General features: G+C 62.1%; 16 protein-coding genes and 2 pseudogenes. 15 read left to right on the top strand and 3 right to left on the bottom strand.

Annotation, left to right across the window (positions count from 1 at the left end):
- Nucleotides 1-98 precede the first annotated feature (98 nt).
- From pdhA to F2982_RS00250, 12 genes and pseudogenes are all read left to right on the top strand, one after another.
- Nucleotides 99-1,145: a pyruvate dehydrogenase (acetyl-transferring) E1 component subunit alpha gene (gene pdhA, locus F2982_RS00305; RefSeq protein WP_112711759.1), complete on the top strand. Its 1,047-nt coding sequence runs from the start codon at nucleotides 99-101 to the stop codon at nucleotides 1,143-1,145.
- 15 nt (nucleotides 1,146-1,160) lie between these two features.
- Complete coding sequence (locus F2982_RS00300) at nucleotides 1,161-2,549, top strand: pyruvate dehydrogenase complex E1 component subunit beta (RefSeq protein ID WP_199629327.1); 1,389 nt, start codon at nucleotides 1,161-1,163, stop codon at nucleotides 2,547-2,549.
- Between the two features lie 10 nt (nucleotides 2,550-2,559).
- Nucleotides 2,560-2,868 carry a hypothetical protein gene (locus F2982_RS00295; protein WP_199629326.1) on the top strand — a complete coding sequence of 103 codons (309 nt, stop codon included), beginning with the start codon at nucleotides 2,560-2,562 and terminating at the stop codon, nucleotides 2,866-2,868.
- A complete protein-coding gene (locus F2982_RS00290; RefSeq protein ID WP_130278382.1) occupies nucleotides 2,858-4,201 on the top strand; it encodes a pyruvate dehydrogenase complex dihydrolipoamide acetyltransferase in 1,344 nt (447 codons plus the stop codon). Before F2982_RS00295 ends, F2982_RS00290 begins: the two co-directional genes overlap by 11 nt.
- Nucleotides 4,202-4,220: 19 nt before the next feature.
- A pseudogene (locus tag F2982_RS00285) lies at nucleotides 4,221-4,861 on the top strand (SGNH/GDSL hydrolase family protein).
- 2 nt (nucleotides 4,862-4,863) lie between these two features.
- Nucleotides 4,864-5,448 carry a GNAT family N-acetyltransferase gene (locus tag F2982_RS00280; RefSeq protein ID WP_203428930.1) on the top strand — a complete coding sequence of 195 codons (585 nt, stop codon included), beginning with the start codon at nucleotides 4,864-4,866 and terminating at the stop codon, nucleotides 5,446-5,448.
- 13 nt (nucleotides 5,449-5,461) lie between these two features.
- A complete protein-coding gene (gene lpdA, locus F2982_RS00275) occupies nucleotides 5,462-6,910 on the top strand; it encodes a dihydrolipoyl dehydrogenase (RefSeq protein WP_203428929.1) in 1,449 nt (482 codons plus the stop codon).
- Between the two features lie 76 nt (nucleotides 6,911-6,986).
- Nucleotides 6,987-7,241, top strand: a complete 255-nt coding sequence (locus F2982_RS00270) for a GlsB/YeaQ/YmgE family stress response membrane protein (RefSeq protein WP_112711771.1) — start codon at nucleotides 6,987-6,989, stop codon at nucleotides 7,239-7,241.
- Between the two features lie 26 nt (nucleotides 7,242-7,267).
- The gene (locus F2982_RS00265; RefSeq protein ID WP_112711773.1) at nucleotides 7,268-7,516 is read left to right on the top strand and encodes a GlsB/YeaQ/YmgE family stress response membrane protein; all 249 of its coding nucleotides are present in this window, start codon (nucleotides 7,268-7,270) and stop codon (nucleotides 7,514-7,516) included.
- Nucleotides 7,517-7,607: 91 nt separating this feature from the next.
- Nucleotides 7,608-8,579, top strand: coding sequence for a lipoyl synthase (gene lipA / locus F2982_RS00260; protein ID WP_112711775.1), 972 nt, complete (start codon nucleotides 7,608-7,610; stop codon nucleotides 8,577-8,579).
- Nucleotides 8,580-8,656: 77 nt separating this feature from the next.
- Nucleotides 8,657-9,229 (top strand): AAA family ATPase, encoded by a 573-nt coding sequence (locus tag F2982_RS00255; RefSeq protein ID WP_203428928.1) that lies wholly within the window; start codon nucleotides 8,657-8,659, stop codon nucleotides 9,227-9,229.
- Nucleotides 9,230-9,238: 9 nt separating this feature from the next.
- Entirely contained in the window at nucleotides 9,239-9,685 is a 447-nt protein-coding gene (locus F2982_RS00250) for a type II toxin-antitoxin system RatA family toxin (protein ID WP_203428927.1), read from the top strand.
- 3 nt (nucleotides 9,686-9,688) lie between these two features.
- Here F2982_RS00250 and F2982_RS00245 read toward each other — a convergent pair whose 3' ends face one another.
- The 3 genes from F2982_RS00245 to F2982_RS00235 all read right to left on the bottom strand — a co-directional run bounded on the left by F2982_RS00245 (nucleotide 9,689) and on the right by F2982_RS00235 (nucleotide 11,780).
- Entirely contained in the window at nucleotides 9,689-9,994 is a 306-nt protein-coding gene (locus F2982_RS00245) for a hypothetical protein (protein ID WP_112711779.1), read from the bottom strand.
- A 74-nt stretch (nucleotides 9,995-10,068) separates the two neighbouring features.
- Complete coding sequence (locus F2982_RS00240) at nucleotides 10,069-10,563, bottom strand: CinA family protein (RefSeq protein ID WP_203428926.1); 495 nt, start codon at nucleotides 10,561-10,563, stop codon at nucleotides 10,069-10,071.
- Complete coding sequence (locus F2982_RS00235) at nucleotides 10,560-11,780, bottom strand: bifunctional 2-C-methyl-D-erythritol 4-phosphate cytidylyltransferase/2-C-methyl-D-erythritol 2,4-cyclodiphosphate synthase (RefSeq protein WP_203428925.1); 1,221 nt, start codon at nucleotides 11,778-11,780, stop codon at nucleotides 10,560-10,562. The genes F2982_RS00240 and F2982_RS00235 overlap by 4 nt, the downstream gene beginning before the upstream one ends.
- 144 nt (nucleotides 11,781-11,924) lie before the next feature.
- Between F2982_RS00235 and dusB the strand changes: the two are divergent.
- From dusB to ntrC, 3 genes and pseudogenes are all read left to right on the top strand, one after another.
- Nucleotides 11,925-12,946 (top strand): annotated as a pseudogene (gene dusB / locus F2982_RS00230) (tRNA dihydrouridine synthase DusB).
- Nucleotides 12,943-14,088 (top strand): nitrogen regulation protein NR(II), encoded by a 1,146-nt coding sequence (locus tag F2982_RS00225; RefSeq protein WP_112711787.1) that lies wholly within the window; start codon nucleotides 12,943-12,945, stop codon nucleotides 14,086-14,088. The pseudogene dusB and the gene F2982_RS00225 overlap by 4 nt, the downstream one beginning before the upstream one ends.
- Nucleotides 14,085-15,536, top strand: coding sequence for a nitrogen regulation protein NR(I) (ntrC, locus tag F2982_RS00220; protein WP_112711789.1), 1,452 nt, complete (start codon nucleotides 14,085-14,087; stop codon nucleotides 15,534-15,536). Before F2982_RS00225 ends, ntrC begins: the two co-directional genes overlap by 4 nt.
- The last annotated feature ends 138 nt before the right edge of the window (nucleotides 15,537-15,674 follow it).

Genomic DNA, 15,674 nt, shown 5'->3' with positions numbered 1-15,674 from the left:
CCTGAATACGTGCCATGCATTTATGGCATTGCTGTGGCCATCTTTCTTCCCTATGGTACGCGCCACTCGAAGAACGACAAACCCATAGGGAGGGTTGTATGGCGCCTCGCAAGAACGCGACCGTTTCCAGCCGTAAAACCAGCACGAAATCCGCAGCCAAGGCCTCCAATGGTGGTCCGGTTGCCGATTTTACGCGCGATGAGGAGCTCAAGGCCTATCGCGAGATGCTTCTGATCCGCCGCTTCGAAGAGAAGGCCGGTCAGCTTTACGGCATGGGCTTCATCGGTGGTTTCTGTCACCTTTATATCGGCCAGGAAGCTGTCGTTGTCGGCATGCAGATGGCGCAGAAAGAAGGCGACCAGGTCATCACGGCTTACCGTGACCACGGCCACATGCTGGCAACCGGCATGAGCGCCCGCGGCGTCATGGCGGAACTCACCGGACGCAAGGGCGGCTATTCCCACGGGAAGGGCGGCTCCATGCACATGTTCTCCAAGGAAAAGCACTTCTACGGCGGCCACGGCATCGTCGGCGCCCAGGTGTCGCTCGGCACGGGCCTGGCTTTCGCCAACCGCTACCGCGGCAACGACTCGGTCAGCGTCGCCTATTTCGGTGATGGCGCTGCCAACCAGGGCCAGGTCTACGAAAGCTTCAACATGGCGGCGCTCTGGAAGCTGCCGATCATCTATATCGTCGAAAACAACCGTTACGCCATGGGCACCTCGACCGCCCGCGCGACGGCGCAGTCGAACTACTCGCTGCGCGGTTCGGGCTTCGGCATTCCGGGCGTCCAGGTGGACGGCATGGATGTGCGCGCCGTCAAGGCTGCCGCAGACGAAGCGCTCGAGCATTGCCGCTCCGGCAAGGGCCCGATCATCCTGGAAATGCTAACCTATCGCTATCGCGGCCACTCGATGTCCGACCCGGCGAAGTATCGCACCAAGGAAGAAGTGCAGAAGATGCGCTCCGAGCAGGATCCGATCGAGCAGGTCAAGGCTCGCCTCGTCGAAAAGGGCTGGGCTTCCGAAGACGATCTGAAGACGATCGACAAGGATGTCCGTGACATCGTCGCCGACAGTGCCGATTTCGCCCAGAACGATCCGGAGCCGGATGCATCCGAGCTCTACACCGACATTCTGCTCTAATCGGGGAGGGAACCAATGCCTATCGATATCCTCATGCCCGCCCTCTCTCCGACGATGGAAGAAGGCACGCTGTCCAAGTGGCTCAAGAATGAAGGCGACAAGGTCACCTCGGGTGACGTGATTGCCGAAATCGAAACCGACAAGGCGACGATGGAAGTCGAAGCCGTCGATGAAGGCGTGATCGGCAAGCTGCTGGTCCCGGCCGGCACCGAAAACGTCAAGGTCAACGCCAAGATCGCGATCCTGCTGCAGGACGGCGAATCGGCTGCCGATATTTCGTCGGCTGCTCCTGCTGCTGAGCCGGCTCCGGCCGCCGCTGCTCCGGCGCCTGCCGCAACCGAACAGAAGTCGGCTGCCGCTCCGGTCCCGGCCGAGCCCAAGGCATCCGTGCCGAACGATCCGGAAATCCCGGCCGGCACTGAAATGGTCTCCATGACCGTTCGCGAAGCACTGCGTGACGCGATGGCCGAAGAAATGCGCGCTGACGACAGCGTCTTCGTCATGGGCGAAGAAGTTGCCGAATATCAGGGCGCCTACAAGGTCACCCAGGGTCTCCTGCAGGAATTCGGCGCACGCCGCGTCATCGACACCCCGATCACCGAACACGGCTTTGCCGGCGTCGGCGTCGGCGCTGCCATGGCCGGCCTGAAGCCGATCGTCGAGTTCATGACCTTCAACTTCGCCATGCAGGCGATCGACCAGATCATCAACTCCGCTGCCAAGACGCTCTATATGTCCGGCGGCCAGATGGGCGCTCCGATCGTCTTCCGCGGCCCGAACGGCGCTGCAGCCCGCGTCGGCGCACAGCACAGCCAAGATTATGCTTCCTGGTACAGCCAGATCCCCGGCCTCAAGGTCGTCATGCCCTACACGGCAGCTGACGCCAAGGGCCTGCTCAAGGCTGCGATCCGCGATCCGAACCCGGTCGTCTTCCTCGAAAACGAAATTCTCTACGGCCAGCACTTCGACGTGCCGAAGCTCGACAATTTCGTTCTGCCGATCGGCAAGGCGCGCATCCACCGCCAGGGCAAGGACGTCACCATCGTATCCTTCGGCATCGGCATGACCTATGCGGTCAAGGCTGTGGCCGAGCTCGAGAAGATCGGCATCGACGCCGAACTGATCGACCTGCGTACGCTGCGTCCAATGGACCTCCCGACGGTCATCGAATCCGTCAAGAAGACCGGCCGCCTCGTCACCGTCGAGGAAGGCTACCCGCAGAACTCGGTCGGCACCGAAATCGCCACCCGTGTCATGCAGCAGGCCTTCGATTACCTCGATGCACCGGTTCTGACGATCGCCGGCAAGGACGTTCCGATGCCCTACGCCGCAAACCTCGAGAAGCTGGCGCTGCCGAATGTCGACGAAGTCGTCCAGGCAGTGAAAACCGTCTGCTACAAGTAAGGGATTGCGCGTGGCTAACGTCGAGTCGCTGATGCCGATTACTTGGTCGGTATATTGGAAGCATCTTCTTTCGACGGCATTGGTTGTTGTCGTTTGGACGTTTGTTTCGGGCTTCTTCATCGCCTTGCTCGGAGGGCTTTTTCAGCTGTCCGAGCAAGCGTTGGGGGTGATCCGTATGGCGGTACAGCTTGTCGTGGTTCTAGGCGCTTCCTTTTTTACGCTAAACTATTTCCTCTTCGCGAGTATCGGTAGAACTATTCGTGGGAAGAGACTTGAACTGGTAAGTGAGATGCCGGGAGAGAGAGACAATGCCCATTAATATTACGATGCCTGCCCTGTCTCCGACCATGGAAGAGGGCAACCTGGCCAAGTGGCTCGTCAAGGAAGGCGACACCGTCAAGTCCGGTGACGTCATCGCCGAGATCGAAACCGACAAGGCGACGATGGAAGTCGAAGCCGTCGACGAAGGCACCGTTGCCAAGATCGTCGTTCCCGCCGGTACCGAAGGCGTCAAGGTCAACGCGCTGATCGCGGTTCTGGCTGCCGAAGGCGAAGACGTGAAGGCTGCCGCAAGCGGTGCAGGTTCTGCACCGAAGGCCGAAGCCGCACCGGCGCCGAAGGCGGAAGCCGCACCTGCTGCTGCCCAGCCGGCTCCGGCCGCTGCTGCTCCGGCTCCGGCCGCAGCACCTGCTGCCGCAGCCTCGTCCGGCAACCGCACCTTCTCGTCGCCGCTCGCCCGCCGCCTTGCCAAGGAAGCCGGTATCGACCTTTCTGCCGTTTCCGGTTCCGGTCCGCATGGCCGCGTCGTCAAGAGCGACATCGAAGCTGCCGTCGCCGGCGGTGGTGCCAAGGCTCCGGCCGCAGCAGCGCCGCAGGCCGCCGCACCGGCACCTGCCGCAGCCCCGAAGGGCGCTTCCGACGAGGCCGTTCTCAAGCTGTTCGAAGCCGGTTCCTATGAACTCGTGCCGCATGACGGCATGCGCAAGGTCATTGCCAAGCGCCTGGTCGAATCCAAGCAGACCGTTCCGCACTTCTACGTCACCGTCGATTGCGAACTCGATGCGCTTCTGGCGCTCCGTGCCCAGCTCAACGATGCCGCACCGAAGTCCAAGGACGGCGTTCCGGCCTACAAGCTGTCGGTCAACGACATGGTCATCAAGGCGATGGCGCTTGCTCTTCGCGACGTTCCGGATGCAAACGTTTCCTGGACCGAAAATGCGATGGTCAAGCACAAGAACGCCGATGTCGGCGTTGCTGTCTCCATCCCGGGTGGCTTGATCACCCCGATCGTCCGCAAGGCGGAGCTGAAGACGCTCTCGGCAATCTCCAACGAGATGAAGGACCTCGGCAAGCGCGCCAAGGACCGCAAGCTGAAGCCTGAGGAATACCAGGGCGGTACCACGTCGGTGTCGAACATGGGCATGATGGGCGTCAAGCAGTTTGCCGCCGTCATCAACCCGCCGCATGCAACGATCCTCGCGGTCGGCGCAGGCGAGCAGCGTGTCATCGTCAAGAAGGGCGAAATGGCGATTGCCACCGTCATGAGCGTCACGCTCTCGACCGACCACCGTTGCGTAGACGGCGCTCTCGGAGCCGAGGTGCTGCAGGCGTTCAAGGGCTACATCGAAAACCCGATGGGCATGCTGGTCTGATCAAAGGGCGGAGGCGGAAATGACGAAGACCGTTCTTTGCTATGGCGACTCGCTGACCTGGGGCTACAGCGCCGAGACGATCGGCCGCCACGCCTATGAAGATCGCTGGCCGAGCGCGCTGCAAGCCGCTCTCGGCAGCGATGTCCGCGTCATCGCCGAAGGTCTGAACGGCCGGACCACCGCCTTCGACGACCATCTTGCCGATTGCGACCGCAACGGCGCACGCATCCTGCCGACCATTCTGCAGACGCATGCGCCGCTCGATCTCATCATCATCCTGCTCGGCACCAACGACATGAAGCCTGTCGTGGCGGGTTCGGCTTTTGCCGCCTGCCAGGGCATCGCCCGGCTGGTGCGGCTGATCCGCAATCACGCCTGGCCCTTCGAGTTCGACGGTCCGGACATCCTGATCGTGGCGCCGCCGGCGATCTGCGCGACGGGCAACGTGCCCTTCGCTGCATCGTTCCCGGGGGCATCGAAGAGTCTGCGAAGCTTGCGACGCTCTACCGCGATCTCGCCGACGAACTCGGCTGCGGCTTCTTCGACGGCAATTCCGTCGCCAAGACGACGCCGCTCGACGGCATCCATCTCGATGCCGAGAATACCCGCGCTCTCGGGCGCGGCATGGAATCGATCGTCCGGATGATGCTGGGGCTGTGACCATGGGCGGCGCTTTCGCAGCGCTTAGAGCGGCGGAACGGAAGGATGCGGCCGAGCTCGCGATCCTCGTCGATATCGGCTCGCATGGCTTTGCCTCCTGGCTGTGGTTTTGGGAGGTTGCCAACGGCAAGACCGATACGCCTCTGGAGCATGGCCGGCTGAAGATGAGCCGGGACGGCGAATGGGGTAGCTGGCAGAACGCAGTCGTTGCCGAAGCTTACGGCGAGGTCGCGGGCGCTGCAGTCGGATACGAGTTGGGCGAGGGGATCCACGCCCTCAAGACGGACCGTCCCGCACTGGCGCCCGTCATCGCCATGCAGAAGACGGTCGCCGGTGGCTGGTTCATCGGCACGCTCGCGGTCTACCGCCATCTGCGCGGTATCGGTATTGGAATGAAGCTTCTCGGTGACCAGATCGACAGGGCAAACGGATTGCCGGTCAGCCTGATCACCGCAAGCGACAATGACGCAGCGCTCGCGCTGTACAAGAAGAATGGATTTTCGGAAGCGGCGCGCGCTGACGCCGTACCGCTTTTCGAAAGCAGCAAGAAACACGAGTGGGTGCTTTTGACCCGCCTCGCCGGATAAAAAGGCAGGAAACATGGCTGAGAACTACGACGTCATCATCATCGGTTCTGGTCCGGGCGGCTATGTCGCTGCGGTGCGCGCCGGTCAGCTCGGTCTGAAGGTCGCGATCGTCGAGCGCGAGCACCTGGGCGGCATTTGCCTCAACTGGGGCTGCATCCCGACCAAGGCGCTGCTGCGCTCCGCCGAAATTCTCGATCATTCGAACCACCTGAAGGATTACGGCTTGGTTCTCGAAGGTTCGGTCAAGGCTGATACCAAGGCCGTCGTCGCCCGCTCGCGCGCCGTCTCCGGTCGCCTGAATGCCGGCGTCGGCTTTCTGATGAAGAAGAATAAGGTCGATGTCATCTGGGGCGAGGCGAAGATCACCAAGCCCGGCGAGATCACCGTTTCCAAGTCCTCGAAGCCTGTCGTCGAGCCGCAGCATCCGCTGCCGAAGAACATCAAGAGCGAAGCCGGTACCTATACGGCCAAGCACATCATCATCGCCACCGGCGCCCGTCCGCGCGCTTTGCCGGGCATCGAGCCGGATGGCAAGCTGATCTGGACCTATTTCGAAGCGCTGAAGCCGGATGTCCTGCCGAAGTCGCTGATCGTCATGGGCTCGGGTGCCATCGGCATCGAATTCGCGAGCTTCTACCGCTCGATGGGCGTCGACGTCACCGTCGTCGAAGTCATGCCGACGATCATGCCGGTCGAGGACGCTGAGATCACCGCGATCGCCCGCAAGCAGCTCGAAAAGCGTGGGCTGAAGATCTTCACCAGCGCTAAGATCACCAAGGTCGAAAAGGGCGCAGACAGCGTTACCGCGACCGTCGAGACAGCTGATGGCAAATCGCAGCAGATCACCGCTGACCGGATGATCTCGGCCGTCGGCGTTCAGGGCAATATCGAAAATCTCGGCCTCGAGGCGCTCGGCGTGAAGACCGACCGCGGCTGCGTCGTCATCGACGGCTACGGCAAGACGAACGTGCCCGGCATCTACGCCATCGGCGACGTCGCCGGCCCGCCGATGCTCGCCCACAAGGCCGAGCATGAAGGCGTCGTCTGCATCGAGAAGATCGCCGGCCTGCCGAACGTCCACCCGACCGACAAGAGCAAGGTCCCGGGCTGCACCTATTGCAACCCGCAGGTCGCCTCGGTCGGCCTCACCGAAGCCAAGGCCAAGGAACAGGGCCGCGACATCCGCGTCGGCCGCTTCTCCTTCGTCGCCAACGGCAAGGCGATCGCGCTCGGCGAAGACCAGGGCATGGTCAAGGTCATCTTCGACAAGAAGACCGGCGAACTGCTCGGCGCCCACATGGTCGGTGCCGAAGTCACCGAGCTCATCCAAGGCTTTGTCGTCGCCATGAACCTGGAAACGACCGAAGAAGAACTGATGCACACGATCTTCCCGCATCCGACCGTTTCGGAATCGATGAAGGAAGCCGTGCTCGACGCTTACGGTCGCGTGCTGAACGCTTGATAATTTCCGTTTCCGCCCTCTCTATCAGGATGGTGTGAACTGTCCTGACGGGGCGGAAAAACGAAAGGAAATCATCATGTCAATGGGTACGCAGGCACTGCTCATCTTCCTGCTGATCGGGCTCGTCGCTGGCTTTCTGGCAAGCCTCGTGGTTGGCGGCGGCGGTTTGATCCGGTGCTTGCTGAGCGGCATCATCGGCGCCTTCGTCGGTGGCTTTCTGTTCAATGCGCTGGGCATCTCGCTCGGCATTGAAAATGCATTGGTTGTACAGATCATTCACGCCACCGTCGGCGCCATCATCGTGGTGCTGATCGCCAGGGCGATAGCGTAGGCAGACCGGGAAACGGAAGGACGGATATGGAAGGCGTAGGCTGGCTGGCGGCAATCATCATCGGCGGTTTTGCGGGCTGGCTCGCGGGCAAGCTGATGGATGCGCGATACGGCATTCTGCTGAATATCGTGCTCGGTATCGTCGGCTCGGTCGTCGCGACCGCAATCCTGGCGCAGTTCCATATCGAAGTGGCCGGCGGGCGGCTTGGCTACTTCGTCACCGGATTCCTGGGCGCTTGCCTGCTGATATTCTTCGCCCGGCTCGTCCGGCGATGATGCACATGATCGGCCGATTGTAACGGACGGCTAAAAGACTTATGTGCAGACTGATGAAGCCGCATTGGGGCGGCGGAAAGTTGACACGGTAATGGTAACCATTCTCGACACGATCAATCCCGACGCCAAGCGCGTGCGCCATCCGGAAAAGGCCCACCGGCCGGACCAGGAAGTTCTGCGCAAGCCGGAATGGATCCGTGTAAAGGCGCCGACCTCCAAGGGCTATGCCGAAACCCGCTCGATCGTGAAGGAGCACAAGCTCGTCACCGTGTGCGAGGAAGCCGGCTGCCCGAATATCGGCGAGTGCTGGGACAAGAAGCACGCCACCTTCATGATCATGGGCGAGATCTGTACCCGCGCCTGTGCCTTCTGCAACGTCTCCACCGGCAAGCCGAATGCGCTGGATATGGCAGAGCCCGAGAACGTCGCCAAGGCCGTCAAGCAGATGGGCCTCAGCCACGTCGTCATCACCTCCGTTGACCGCGACGACCTGGAAGACGGCGGTGCCGAGCATTTCGAGAAGGTCATCTGGGCGATCCGCGAGGCCTCGCCGATGACGACGATCGAAATCCTGACCCCTGACTTTTTGAAGAAGCCCGGTGCGCTGGAGCGTGTCGTCGCCGCCAAGCCAGACGTTTTCAACCACAATATGGAAACCGTCGCCGGCAACTACCTGACCGTCCGTCCCGGCGCCCGCTATTTCCACTCCATCCGCCTGCTTCAGCGCGTGAAGGAACTGGATCCGACCATGTTCACCAAATCAGGCATCATGGTCGGCCTCGGCGAAGAGCGCAACGAAGTGCTGCAGCTGATGGACGACCTGCGCACCGCCGACGTCGACTTCCTGACGATCGGCCAGTATCTGCAGCCGACCCGCAAGCACCACAAGGTCGAAAGCTTCGTGACGCCGGAGGAATTCAAGTCCTACGAGACCGTTGCTTACACCAAGGGCTTCCTGATGGTTGCTTCGAGCCCGCTGACGCGCTCCTCGCATCACGCCGGCGACGACTTCGCCCGTTTGAAAGCGGCGCGCGAAAAGAAGCTGCTGATCGCCGCAGAATAAAATCCCTGCTTGCATTTTCGAGAAGCCGCGGCGATTTTCGCCGCGGCTTTTTGTTTGCCGAAATGCGGAGCGATGCGATGCCGGCCTATATGGACGATCTCGACCAAGCCGTCAGCCTGATCCGCGGCTCAGGGCGCATCATGGTCGTCGGCTGCTCCGGCGGGGGCAAGAGCACGCTGTCGCGAAAAATTGCCGGCCTTCTCAGCCTGCGGCATGTCTCGATGGACAGGGAATTCTTCTGGCTGCCCGGCTGGGTCAAGCGCGAGAAGGCCGAGGAGCGCGCGCTGATCACCGAGGTTGTCAACGGGGAAGCCTGGCTGATGGACGGCACCGGCCCCTCGACCTTCGATATCCGCGTGCCGCGCACGCAGTTCATCATCTGGGTGCGCATGCCGCGATGGATCTGCCTCTGGGGCATTTGCAAGCGCGCGTTCTTTCACCTCGGCAAGACACGGCCGGACATGGCGCCCGGCTGCCGCGAACAGCTGCCGGACCGCGAATTCCTCACCTACATCTGGACTTTCGAGCAGCGGTTTTCGCCGCTCGTCGTTGCTGGTATCGATCGCTATGGCCCTGATATCCCGGTTTTGCAGCTGAAAAGCCGGCGAGACGTCAGCCGCCTTCTTGATCTTCTCGGCGCGCCCGCTTAACTGCGCTTCATGCCGCAATTCGAAACGCATCGCCCCGTTCCCCATACAGCCGAGCAGATGTTCGACCTCGTCGCCGATGTCGAGCGCTATCCGGAATTCCTGCCGCTCTGCGAGGCGCTGACGATCCGCAGCCGCAAGGAACGCGACGGCAAGACCCTGCTCGTCGCCGACATGACGGTTGGCTACAAGGCGATCCGCGAGACATTCACGACGCAGGTGCTGCTGAACAAGGCAGAGCGCGTCATTGACGTGAAATATATCGACGGCCCGTTCAAGTATCTCGACAACCGCTGGAGCTTCACCGAAGCCACACCGGGCTCGATGGTCAATTTCTTCATCGACTATGAGTTCAAGAGCCGCATTCTCGGCGCGCTCATGGGCACGATGTTCGACAGGGCTTTCCGCATGTTCACGGAAGCCTTCGAAAAGCGCGCATCGGCGATCTACGGTAGCTGACGCCTACCGGTCCAGGAAGTGGTCGAAGACCTGGTTTGCCGGATAGGCGTAGTAGCCCCGATCCACGAAACTGCGCCGGTAGAGGCAGTTCCGCAGAGCCACGTTGTAGATCATGCTGTGCGTATCCGGCGAGCCGCGATGAGACATCGCTTCGGGTTGGCAATAGGACAGCGCTCGATCGTAGCGGGCGAGCAGCACCGGGTCGGAATCGACACGGATGCCGGAATAGGTCTGATAGTTGGACGGTGCTTCCGCGGCAGAAATACAGCCGAGGCTCAATGCAACGCCGATGGCAGCCAAATATCGCATGGGAACATCCTTCAAAACCGGCAGCGGCCGGCAACGCGGCTGAAACGGTGGCAGAAGACTTTTGTTCCCGGATGCTACTTCAGCGCCAGCAGCATTTCCAGCGCCGTCTTGACGGTCGCAAGCCGCACCTTGTCGCGACCGATATCGCCATAGAGCATCTTGTGATGCATGAGCGCACCCTGCCGCGACTTTGCTGCGAGATGGACGAGGCCGACAGGCTTTTCCGCCGAGCCGCCGCCAGGCCCGGCAATGCCGGTCACCGCCACGGCAAAGGCAGCGCGCGAGCGGAAGAGGGCGCCATGCACCATCTGCCGCGCGGTTTCCTCGGATACGGCGCCGAAGCGCGCAAGCGTCTGCTCCTGGACGCCGAGCATCTCCATCTTTGCCGTGTTCGTATAGGTGACGAAGCCGCGGTCGACGACGGCGGAGGATCCCGAGATTTCCGTCAAGGCGCCGGCGATCAGTCCGCCCGTGCAGCTCTCCGCCGTCGAGACCATTAACTCCTCTGCCGAGAATTCCCGGATGATCTTTTCAGCAAGCGCCAGGATCTCGGCCGTGAACATCGTCAATCCCTCGCGCCGCGGAAGACGACGGTCGCGGTGGCGATGGCGGCAATGCCCTCGCGGCGGCCGACGAAGCCGATCGTCTCGTTGGTCGTCGCCTTCACCGAGCAGCGGCCGATCGAAATGCCGAGGAACTCGGCAATATTGGCGCGCATTTCGTCGCGATGCGGCCCGACCTTCGGCGCTTCAGCAATCAGCGAGACGTCGGCATTCATGATCGTCCCGCCGCAGTCGCGCACGATCTTGGCGGCATGCTCGAGGAAGATCCGCGAGGCGGCACCTTTCCACTGCGGGTCGGATGGCGGAAAATGGTCGCCGATATCGCCGGCGCCGCAGGTGGCGAGCAGCGCATCGGTCAGCGCATGCAGCGCCACGTCGGCATCCGAATGTCCCTTCAGCTTCTGATCGTGCGGAATGAACAGGCCGCAGAGCGTCACGCCGTCGCCGGGCTCCAGCTGGTGGACGTCATAGCCGTTGCCGGTGCGCACGTCGGGCAGGGCCGATGACGACAGGCGGTTGTCGGCAAGGGCGATATCGCGCTTCACGGTCAGCTTCATGTTGTCGGCAGCTCCTTCAACGATGGTCACGGGAATGCCCGCCCATTCGGCAATCGAGGCATCGTCGGTGAAATCGCTCCGGCCGGATTGATGCGCATCTTCATGCGCGGCCAGAATGGTGTCGAAAGCGAAGGATTGCGGCGTCTGCGCCGCAAAGAGATGCTCGCGCGACACGGTCTCCAGCACGGTTCCCGTCTTGTCGGCGCGTTTCAGCGTGTCGGCGACGGGCGTGGCCGGAAGGACTGCGGGCGCTCCGGCAATCAGCGCATCGGCGACGCGGTCGAGCAGCACATGGTCGAAGAACGGCCGCACCGCATCGTGAATGAGAACGTGGCTGATGCCCTTGTTCTTGAGATGACGCAGGCCGGCTAGCACCGATTGCTGGCGCGTCGCGCCGCCATGCACCGCCTCGATCGGCGTCGCCGAAAGGATATGGCGCAGCGCCTTGTCGAACAGCGCCTCGTCGTCGGGATGGATGACCACGACGATATGGGCGGCGTGCTCCCATGTCATGAAGTTTTCAAGCGTATGGGCAATAACCGGCTTGCCGCCGACCATGCGATACTGCTTCGGCCCTTCGACGGAGGCACCAGCACGCTCGCCGCGCCCCGCGGCGACGACGACGATCCCGGCCGATAGTGGTTGCTTCGAATGCATTTGCGGCATAAATCCCTAAAATATGCAGAAAGCGACGTAAGTGCTCTATAGCCTTGGTCATCGGCTTTCCAGCATCTGCCCGAAAAATATCAATTCCAACCAAAGCCTCTTGGCAAGCCATTCGTCTATGGCTAAAAATAGTGCAGCAATATTGTGTGCCTGAAAGATAATCAATTGCATCCAGTGAACCTAGCAGCGCCATTGCAGATCGGAAACGTCTCCGTGCGCAACCGCGTCGCGCTGGCGCCGATGTCCGGCGTCACGGATATGCCGTTCCGGCAGCTGGCCTGGCGCTATGGCGCCGGCCTCGTCGTCACCGAGATGGTGGCGAGCCGCGAGCTGGTCAATAACACCGCCGAATCCTGGTCGCGCCTGAAGGCTGCCGGCTTCAAGCCGCATATGGTGCAGCTTGCCGGGCGCGAAGCCTATTGGATGGGCGAGGCGGCCAAGGTCGCCGCCGATGCAGGCGCCGATATCATCGACATCAACATGGGCTGCCCGGCCAAGAAGGTGATCGGCGGCTATTCCGGCTCGGCGCTGATGCGCGATCCCGATCACGCCCTGACGCTGATCGAGGCGACCGTGAAGGCTGTCGATATCCCTGTCACGCTGAAGATGCGCCTCGGCTGGGACGAGAATTCGCTGAACGCCCCTGATATCGCCAAGCGTGCCGAGGAGGCAGGCATCCAGCTGATCACCATCCATGGCCGAACGCGCATGCAGTTCTACGAGGGCAAGGCGGATTGGGACGCGATCCGCGCCGTCAGCGATGTCGTCTCGGTGCCGCTGATCGCCAACGGCGATGTCAACACGCCCGAAGATGCCCAAGAAATTCTCCGCCGCTCGGGCGCCGATGCGGTGATGATCGGCCGCGGCTGCCAGGGCCGTCCGTGGCATGCCGGTGTGCTGGCCGGTGCTGCCGGTCCGGAAAGCGCGGAGATCGCCGATATTGCGGTCGAGCACTACCGGATGATGCTGGAATTCTACGGCGAGCATGTCGCCATCCGCCACTCCCGCAAGCATCTCGGCTGGTATCTCGAACGATACGCCCCAGGCCTTTCCGGGAAGACAGGGCGGCGATCATGACTTCGAACCAGCCGCTGGAGGTGGAGCGGCGGCTTCACGATGCGCTCTCTGCAGGTGCAGAGGCAGTTCAGAGCCGGGAGGCGGCATGACGGACAAGACGCAGGCCGATCAGACGAGTGGCGTAGCGATGGCAGTGCTGAACGCCATCCAGAACCCCGTCATCATGGTGGATGAGCAGGGGCTCGTCGCCTTCGCCAATTGGGAGGCCGAAGCCTTCTTCGGCGCCAGTGCCTCGCATCTGGCGCGCTACAGGATCTCGACCTTCATTCCTTTCGGCAGCCCGCTGCTGGCGCTGATCGATCAGGTCCGAGAGCGTCGCGCTCCGGTCAACGAGTATCGCGTCGATCTGAGCTCGCCGCGGCTTGGCCAGGACAAACTGGTCGATCTCTATGTCGCCCCTGTCATCAGTGCCCCGGGCTCCGTCGTCGTCGTCTTCCAGGAACGTTCGATGGCCGACAAGATCGATCGTCAGCTGACCCATCGCGCCGCGGCGCGCTCCGTCACCGGGCTGGCCTCGATGCTGGCGCATGAAATCAAAAACCCGCTCTCCGGCATCCGCGGCGCGGCACAGCTGCTGGAACAATCGGCCGTCGATGAGGACCGGGCGCTGACCCGGCTGATCTGCGACGAGACCGACCGCATCGTCTCGCTTGTCGACCGTATGGAAGTCTTCTCCGACGAGCGCCCCGTCGATCGCGTTCCGGTCAACATCCATTCGGTCCTCGATCATGTGAAGGCCGTGGCCAAGGCAGGATTTGCCCGCCAGATCCGCATCACCGAGAATTACGATCCGTCGCTGCCGGCCGTTTATGCCAATCGCGACCAGCTGGTGCAGGTCTTCCTCAATCTGGTGAAGAACGCCGCCGAGGCTGTCGGTGAACGGCAGGACGGCGAGATCCTGCTGACGACCGCCTATCGTCCCGGCATCCGCCTCTCCGTCGCCGGCACCCGCGAAAAAATCTCGCTGCCGCTGGAGTTCTGCGTGCAGGACAATGGTCCGGGCGTGCCCTCCGACCTGCTGCCGCATCTCTTCGATCCCTTCATCACCACCAAGACCAATGGCAGCGGCCTTGGCCTTGCTCTGGTCGCCAAGATCATCGGCGACCATGGTGGCATCATCGAATGCGACAGCCAGAACAACAAGACCACCTTCCGTGTCCTGATGCCGGCATCCAAGGATGCCTCTTCCGATGACGCGGCAATTGCAAACCCCACAGGAACTTCTCGATGACAGCAACGATTCTCGTCGCAGATGACGATGCGGCAATTCGTACGGTGCTCAATCAGGCGCTCAGCCGCGCAGGCTACGATGTCCGCATCACCTCGAACGCCGCCACGCTCTGGCGCTGGGTTTCGGCGGGCGAGGGCGATCTTGTGGTGACCGACGTCATCATGCCCGACGAGAACGCCTTCGATCTGCTGCCGCGCATCAAGAAGGCGCGGCCGGATCTGCCGGTGCTGGTCATGAGTGCGCAGAACACCTTCATGACGGCGATCAAGGCATCCGAGAAGGGCGCCTACGATTACCTGCCGAAGCCCTTCGATCTGACGGAGCTGATCGGCATCATCGGCCGGGCGCTGGCCGAGCCGAAAAAGAAGCCCGCCAAGCTCGACGAGGATATGCAGGACGGTATGCCGCTGGTCGGCCGCTCCGCCGCGATGCAGGAAATCTACCGCGTGCTGGCGCGCCTGATGCAGACCGACCTGACGCTGATGATCACCGGTGAGTCCGGTACCGGCAAGGAACTCGTCGCCCGCGCGCTGCACGATTACGGCAAGCGCCGCAACGGTCCCTTCGTCGCCATCAACATGGCCGCCATCCCGCGCGATCTCATCGAGTCCGAGCTCTTCGGTCACGAGAAGGGCGCCTTCACCGGCGCGCAGAACCGCTCGACCGGCCGTTTCGAACAGGCCGAGGGCGGCACGCTCTTCCTCGACGAAATCGGCGATATGCCGATGGATGCGCAGACTCGTCTTCTCCGCGTCCTGCAGCAGGGCGAATACACCACCGTCGGCGGCCGCACGCCGATCCGCACCGACGTGCGCATCGTCGCCGCCACCAACAAGGACCTGAAGCAGGCGATCAATCAGGGCCTGTTCCGCGAGGACCTCTATTACCGCCTCAACGTCGTGCCGCTGCGCCTGCCGCCGCTGCGTGACCGCGCGGAGGATATTCCCGACCTCGTCCGTCACTTCATCCAGCAGGCGGAAAAGGAAGGTCTCGGCACCAAGCGATTCGACCAGGAAGCGCTGGAGCTGATGAAGGCCTATGCCTGGCCGGGTAACGTTCGCGAGCTCGAGAACCTGATCCGCCGCCTGATGGCACTTTATCCACAGGATGTGATCACCCGCGAAATCATCGAGAGCGAGCTGCGCTCCGACGTGCCTGATAGCCCGATCGACAAGGGCCCGATCCGCTCGGGTTCGATGACCATCGCCCAGGCCGTCGAAGAGAATATGCGCACCTATTTCGCCAGCTTCGGCGAGAATCTGCCGCCGCCCGGCCTCTATGACCGTGTTCTGACGGAACTGGAGTATCCGCTGATCCTGGCAGCGCTGACAGCGACCCGCGGCAACCAGATCAAGGCGGCCGATCTTCTCGGTCTGAACCGCAATACGCTGCGCAAGAAGATCCGTGAGCTCGGCGTTTCGGTCTACCGGAGCTCCCGCACAGCTTGACAATGTGGCGGGATGCGTTGCATTTTCGCCACAATGCGTTGCTTAAAGGTCACGCATGGGGTTTGGACAATCGTAACCATAACAGATGGTCTGTGCCGCTGATCTCTTCATTCAGGGATTGAGCGAACGCTTTCGATT

The organism is Rhizobium sp. BG4 (assembly GCF_016864575.1).
Lineage (GTDB): Bacteria > Pseudomonadota > Alphaproteobacteria > Rhizobiales > Rhizobiaceae > Rhizobium.
The sequence above is the reverse complement of the archived record's forward strand: the minus strand, read 5'-3'. Positions and strand labels throughout refer to the sequence as shown.

What these genes read in the sequence shown, in the direction of transcription:
- pdhA (WP_112711759.1), top strand. Translation starts at nt 99, where the DNA reads ATGGCGCCTCGCAAGAACGCGACCGTTTCCAGCCGTAAAACCAGCACG.
- F2982_RS00300 (WP_199629327.1), top strand. Translation starts at nt 1,161, where the DNA reads ATGCCTATCGATATCCTCATGCCCGCCCTCTCTCCGACGATGGAAGAA.
- F2982_RS00290 (WP_130278382.1), top strand. Translation starts at nt 2,858, where the DNA reads ATGCCCATTAATATTACGATGCCTGCCCTGTCTCCGACCATGGAAGAG.
- F2982_RS00280 (WP_203428930.1), top strand. Translation starts at nt 4,864, where the DNA reads ATGGGCGGCGCTTTCGCAGCGCTTAGAGCGGCGGAACGGAAGGATGCG.
- lpdA (WP_203428929.1), top strand. Translation starts at nt 5,462, where the DNA reads ATGGCTGAGAACTACGACGTCATCATCATCGGTTCTGGTCCGGGCGGC.
- F2982_RS00270 (WP_112711771.1), top strand. Translation starts at nt 6,987, where the DNA reads ATGTCAATGGGTACGCAGGCACTGCTCATCTTCCTGCTGATCGGGCTC.
- F2982_RS00265 (WP_112711773.1), top strand. Translation starts at nt 7,268, where the DNA reads ATGGAAGGCGTAGGCTGGCTGGCGGCAATCATCATCGGCGGTTTTGCG.
- lipA (WP_112711775.1), top strand. Translation starts at nt 7,608, where the DNA reads ATGGTAACCATTCTCGACACGATCAATCCCGACGCCAAGCGCGTGCGC.
- F2982_RS00255 (WP_203428928.1), top strand. Translation starts at nt 8,657, where the DNA reads ATGCCGGCCTATATGGACGATCTCGACCAAGCCGTCAGCCTGATCCGC.
- F2982_RS00250 (WP_203428927.1), top strand. Translation starts at nt 9,239, where the DNA reads ATGCCGCAATTCGAAACGCATCGCCCCGTTCCCCATACAGCCGAGCAG.
- F2982_RS00245 (WP_112711779.1), bottom strand. Translation starts at nt 9,994, where the DNA reads ATGCGATATTTGGCTGCCATCGGCGTTGCATTGAGCCTCGGCTGTATT.
- F2982_RS00235 (WP_203428925.1), bottom strand. Translation starts at nt 11,780, where the DNA reads ATGCCGCAAATGCATTCGAAGCAACCACTATCGGCCGGGATCGTCGTC.
- F2982_RS00225 (WP_112711787.1), top strand. Translation starts at nt 12,943, where the DNA reads ATGACGGACAAGACGCAGGCCGATCAGACGAGTGGCGTAGCGATGGCA.
- ntrC (WP_112711789.1), top strand. Translation starts at nt 14,085, where the DNA reads ATGACAGCAACGATTCTCGTCGCAGATGACGATGCGGCAATTCGTACG.